This is a genomic window from uncultured Thiodictyon sp., from assembly GCF_903828115.1.
Classification (GTDB): domain Bacteria; phylum Pseudomonadota; class Gammaproteobacteria; order Chromatiales; family Chromatiaceae; genus Thiodictyon.
The window spans coordinates 1-4,839 of the sequence record NZ_CAIKKU010000503.1; the positions used below are offsets into that span (position 1 = coordinate 1).

Genomic DNA, 4,839 nt, shown 5'->3' on the forward strand with positions numbered 1-4,839 from the left:
GGGCTATGACCCCGGGCGCGGTATGAGGCGCTTCAAGCAGGGCGGGGGCTGAACCGGATCATTCGAGTGCGCCTGGCGGGGGTTGGTGCGCACAGCGGACCCTACGGCGGCCACCGTAGGGTCCGCTGTGCGGACCGACTCGCCAGCCCTAAAGACGATCGCGGCCAGCCCCGCACGCCGATCCACCTTTGCCCAAACATCTCAAAGGAGCACCCCGCGTGACCCCGTTTAGGCCCCTGATCCTGACCCTCTGCGCCCTGGCCCTCGCCCTCACCGCCGCCCCCGCGGCGGCCGATGAAGACGCCCAGGCCGCAGACCCCGACTGGCCCTGCGACCAGATCCTGGTCCAGCGGATCAGCGCCGCGACCCTCTGGGACGGACCCTCAGTGGACGGCCTCGCCTGGCGGGAGACCGCCCCGGTGGCGGACCTGGTCGGCCGCCTGACCCAACCCGGCCTCAGCGAGGAGGCGGCCGGGTCCGCCGTCGCCGCCTTCGCCCAGGGCCTGGCCCCCGCCGACAAGGCGCCATTGCTGACCCTGGTCTTCGCGGGCGTCCTGGAGGTCCTCGATCAGGAGCGCGCCCAGCAACTCGACGGCATCAGGCGCTATTCCCAGGACCAGGCGCGCCGCGCCGAGGCCCTGGGTCTGGAGTTGGACCAGATGGTCGCCCTGGAGCGCGACCCCTCCGAGGCGGCGGCCAAGGAACGCGCGGCCCTCAAGGAACGGCTGACCCTGGAGGAGCGGGTGTTCGACGAGCGGGAGAAGTCGATCGGCTTTCTCTGCACCAGACCGGTGGTGCTGGAGCAGCGCCTGGGCTTTCTGGCGCGGACTATCGCCGGGCTCATGGACTGACCGGCTCGGTAACGAGTCAAGAGCAAGTTAAACAGAATTGTCGTTGTCGTTGTCGTTGTCGTTGTCGTAATCGGAGAAGCGATGCACTTTGGGGCCTTGATCATCGTTCTGGCCAGCGATGTTCATTTGGAGTCCAAGGCTTCAGCCTTGGGCGGCCGATCCAAGGCTGAAGCCTTGGACTCCAGCGGGCTGGCGCCGCGGCTGGCCGAAACCATGACCGAGGCCCATTTTGGGGTGCGAGAGAATCTGGGGCGCTACGACAATCTCGACAACGACAACGACAACGACAACGACAACGGCGCTATCGGCAGTTCCTGATTGAATTGCTTAATTTATTTGTGAACCGATCCTTAGCCCCTGCCGAGACCGCACCGGATGCCAAATAACGACGCCAGCCCCATCCGCCTCCTGCACCTGTCCGACCTCCACTTTCGCGCCGGCACGGCGTGGGACTCGGACCCGGTGCTGCGCGCCCTGGCACAGTGCATCGGCGCAGATGTCCGGGGCGGACTGGCGCCCGATCTGGTCGCCATCACCGGGGACCTGGCCTTTGCCGGCAAGGCCGCGGACTATGGTCTCGCCGCCGACTGGTTGAGCCGGGCGCTCTGGCCGCTACTCCCCGCTGGCCTGCCCCGGGACCGTCTGCTGCTGGTGCCCGGCAACCATGACGCGGATCGGGGCCGGGTCGGGAAGGGCGTGCGGCATATCCAGGACGGTCTGCTGGCAGAGCAATCCCAAGACGCCATCGCCGAACTCCTGGGTGACGATGCGGAGCGCGAGATCGTGCTCAAGCGCCACGCCGACTATCTCGCGTTCTACCGCGATTGGCTTGGTGAGCCCCAGGCGTTGCCCTGGTGGCAGCGCACCATCGCCATCCGCGGCCGGCGCCTGCACCTCGCCGGACTCGACTCTGCCTGGATGGCGTGCGGCGATGCCGACCGCGGGCGCCTGCTCCTTGGCCGCTACCAAATCAACCAGACCGTTTTGCACCCGGACGGCGAAGGGGCGGACTGGCGCCTGGCCCTGCTGCACCACCCCTGGGACTACCTGGCCGAGTTCGACACCCACGAGTCGCGCCAGTTGATCCACCTGCACCGGGATCTCGTGCTGCGCGGGCACCTGCACGAGGGCGAGGCGTCCTTCGTCCGCCCGCCGGACCCGGCCCGCGCCTGCCTGGAACTGGCCGCCGGCTGCGTCTATGACGGCAGCCGCCACCCCAATGCCTTCCAATGGATCGAACTCTGGCCGCAAGCCCTTGTGGGAGCGGCCTCCGGCCGCGATGCTGCCCTGCGCAACGCCCCCAGGCGCGTGCGGGTCCTCTTCCGCACCTGGATCAAAGGCGCCTGGCAGATCGACCGGAACCAGCCCGGCTGCCCGGACGGCACGGCCGAGTTCCCGCTCGCGACCCCCACGGACCCCACGGCGCCACCGCCCGCGCCCCAGGCGCCGGCCATCCCCCCCGCCTATCTCGCCTGGCTGCGCCGCACCTACAGCGGTATCGACCTGCTCGGCCAGGACACCCAGCAAGGCCAGGCCGTGACCCTGAGCCAGGTCTATTGCCCGGCGGTGACGACGCCCGCGGCAGCGCCCGCCCAGGTGCGCCAACCCAAGGAGGAGGAGAAACAACCCCCGACCCTGCTCCTGCAACGCATCGACGCGCAATCCCTCTATTGCCCGGCCCCGCCCGGCGCCGGCAAGACCACCTTTTGCCGCTGGGCGGTCCTGCAAAGCATCCCCGGCGCCCCGAGCGTCCACGCGGTCGCGCCGCCGGCGGGCTTCGCGGAGCCCGCGCCCGCCGGCCTGCGCACCCGCCTGCCGCTCCTGGTCCCGCTGCGCGAATTCTGGGAGGCGATCGACTGCGGCCAGGGCCGCCGCCACTGGTGCCGCGACGAGTTCACCAAGACCCTGGCCGCCTGGGTGGATGACCGCTTGCGGCCCGACGGACTCGACGGCGACCTGCTCAAGGCCCACCTGCGGGCCGGCAGCGCCTTCCTGCTCCTCGACGGACTGGACGAGGTACCCGTCTCCCAGGTGCGCGACGACCTAACCCTCTATCCCCGCGCCCTGCTGCTTGCCGGCCTCGCCGACGCCCTGCCGCACTGGCACCAGGCCGGCAACCGGATACTCCTCACCAGCCGACCCTACGGACTCGACGAGGGCGGGCTCGCCAGGCTGGGCCTGCCCCGCGCCCCCCTGGAGCCCTTGCCGGAGCCCCTGCAGGAACTCTTCGTCACCCGCTGGTTTCACACCCTGGACAAGGCGGACCTGACCGCCGGCCTGCTCGCGAGCATCGCCGGGCGCGCGGACCTGGCGCCGCTCGCCGAGAACCCGCTCCTGCTCACGGCGCTCTGCGTCATCTACGGCAACGGCCGGCGCCTGCCCGAGGATCGCTATCACCTCTATCAGCGCATCCTCGACAACGTGCTCTACAACCGCTATCCGGGCGACGCCCGCTCGCGCGAGCCGCTCAAGGCCAGGCTGGAGGCCATCGCGCACGGCATGCACACCGGCGCGGGACTCGACGAGGACCGCCGCACCCCCAGCGCCGAGGCGAGCGACGCGGAACTGGAGCGCCTGCTGCGTGCCTTCGCCCGGCTCAATCCCGCCTATGAGTCGGGCCGTGTGGAACCCGCCGTCCAGCGCGAGGAACTGCTCACCCGCTCCGGCCTGCTGCTGCCCCGCCCCGGCCGGCGCGCCGCCTTCTATCACCTGAGCTTCCAGGAGTTCCTGGCCGCCGAGCGCATCGCGCGCACCAGCGAGGACCGCGCCGCCCTGGATCTGGTGTTCCGCGACCGCGGTCCGGTCCCAGAGTGGCGTCCGACGCTCCTCTTCCTGTTCGCCGCCGGGGTCTTCAACTACCGCAGCGCCCAGTGGGGCCTGGATCTGCTGACCCAACTCAGCGCCGACCTGGGGCGCGCCGGGGTCAAGGCCAACCCGGCCCCCGCCGTACTGGTCGCCGTGTGCCTGGACCTGTGCCTGGCCAAGGGTTACGCGGTCCCGGACGGGCTCGCCGGGGCATTCCGGCAGACCTGCCTGGACGCCATTGCCGATGAGATCGCCATCCCCGCCCGCCAGGCCTTGGGGCTTTGCCTGGGGCGGCTCGGGGACCCGCGCATTTTGGATCTGCGCGACCCGGCCGCCTATGTCGAGGTCCCGGCGGGCGACTATGTCTACGGCGACAAGAACGAACCGATCCGCATCGAGACACCCTTCCGGCTCGCCCGTTACCCGACGACCAACAGCCAGTATCGTGCCTTCATGGAGGACGGCGGCTATGACAATCGCGCCTGGTGGTCCGATGAGGGCTGGGGCTGGCTGCAAGAAGAAGGTGTCACCGAACCGTTGGTCTGGAGCGACAGGCGTTGGAACGGACCCAATCAACCGGTTGTCGGTGTATCGTTCTGGGAAGCCGATGCATGTTGCCGCTGGGCTGGTGGCCGCCTTCCGCGGGAGCAGGAATGGGAAGCCGCTGCCCGCGGTCCGGACGGGTGCGAATACCCCTGGTGCGGCGAGTGGGAGGACGGTATCTGCAACGGCCGCGAGGCCGGACTCGGCGTGACGTCGCCAGTCGGGTCCTTCCCCCGCTCCCGGCAGGCGCGCCTGGCCCTCGACGACTTGGCCGGCAACTGCTGGGAGTGGTGCGATGACTTCTATTTTGAGGACATACGGGACGGCGGGTCGTCGCGCGTGCTGCGCGGCGGTGCCTTCAACTACGGGGCCAGGAACCTGCGCGCCTCGAACCGGGACCGGTACGAGCCCGAGTTCCGGTTCAGGTACATCGGGTTCCGCTGCGTCCTGGCCGCGCCCCGCCAGCCTTGACCCCTAGTACCCGGTTTCAGCTGATCTTGCGTATCGACCCCAACGGGGTCGAACATACCAGCCCAGGGCAACGCCCTGGGTATGGGTTATCCGCGGAGCTTAGCCCTGAAAGGGCGTGACATAACGGCATGGCTCCTTATGTCACGCCCTTTCAGGGCTAGGCCGAATA

The 4,839-nt window shown here is 69.5% G+C and carries 3 protein-coding genes; all 3 read left to right on the forward strand.

Features of this window, described 5'->3' with window-relative positions; genetic code table 11:
* The first annotated feature begins 218 nt into the window (after positions 1-218).
* The 3 genes from QZY48_RS18405 to QZY48_RS18415 all read left to right on the forward strand — a co-directional run bounded on the left by QZY48_RS18405 (position 219) and on the right by QZY48_RS18415 (position 4,670).
* Complete coding sequence (locus tag QZY48_RS18405; RefSeq protein ID WP_295433856.1) at positions 219-851, forward strand: hypothetical protein; 633 nt, start codon at positions 219-221, stop codon at positions 849-851.
* Between the two features lie 81 nt (positions 852-932).
* On the forward strand, positions 933-1,169 hold the full coding sequence (locus tag QZY48_RS18410; protein WP_295433859.1) for a hypothetical protein: 237 nt from the start codon (positions 933-935) through the stop codon (positions 1,167-1,169).
* Positions 1,170-1,226: 57 nt separating this feature from the next.
* The gene (locus tag QZY48_RS18415; RefSeq protein ID WP_295433862.1) at positions 1,227-4,670 is read left to right on the forward strand and encodes an SUMF1/EgtB/PvdO family nonheme iron enzyme; all 3,444 of its coding nucleotides are present in this window, start codon (positions 1,227-1,229) and stop codon (positions 4,668-4,670) included.
* Positions 4,671-4,839 lie beyond the last annotated feature (169 nt).

What these genes read in the sequence shown, in the direction of transcription:
- QZY48_RS18410 (WP_295433859.1), top strand. Translation starts at nt 933, where the DNA reads ATGCACTTTGGGGCCTTGATCATCGTTCTGGCCAGCGATGTTCATTTG.
- QZY48_RS18415 (WP_295433862.1), top strand. Translation starts at nt 1,227, where the DNA reads ATGCCAAATAACGACGCCAGCCCCATCCGCCTCCTGCACCTGTCCGAC.